The sequence below is a fragment of the Candidatus Cardinium hertigii genome, from assembly GCF_003788695.1.
The window spans coordinates 2,758-3,090 of sequence record NZ_RARA01000013.1 but is presented as its reverse complement, the minus strand read 5'-3'; the positions used below and the strand labels follow the sequence as shown (position 1 = coordinate 3,090).

Here is a 333-nt window from a genome sequence, read left to right as displayed (position 1 = left end):
GTCAACATTATTATGCCTTGTATAGATCCTATGTAGATCAATTCAGCATCCTAACAGAACTTCACGGTTGGACGGATGTTACTGATCAACACCATTTTCGTGCAGCAACTGAAGCTTTGGCATATAATCAAACAATTAAGAATATTTACCTGAGTTACAATAATATTGGTTTTGAAGGGGCATTTGAAGGGGCAAAGGCGCTAGCTCAAACCCTAGAAAAGAATAGTACAATTAGGACGATTTTCCTGGGTAGTAATGATATTGGTTCTGACGGGGCAAAAGTGCTAGCTAAAGCTTTGGAAAAGAATAGTACAATTACGGAGATTAATCTGG

The 333-nt window shown here is 38.1% G+C and carries 1 protein-coding gene; it reads left to right on the top strand.

Annotated elements, in window-relative coordinates:
- Positions 1 to 17: 17 nt before the first annotated feature.
- Positions 18 to 333: hypothetical protein (locus EDM02_RS00505; RefSeq protein ID WP_221179576.1), on the top strand; the 316-nt coding region annotated here is incomplete at its 3' end.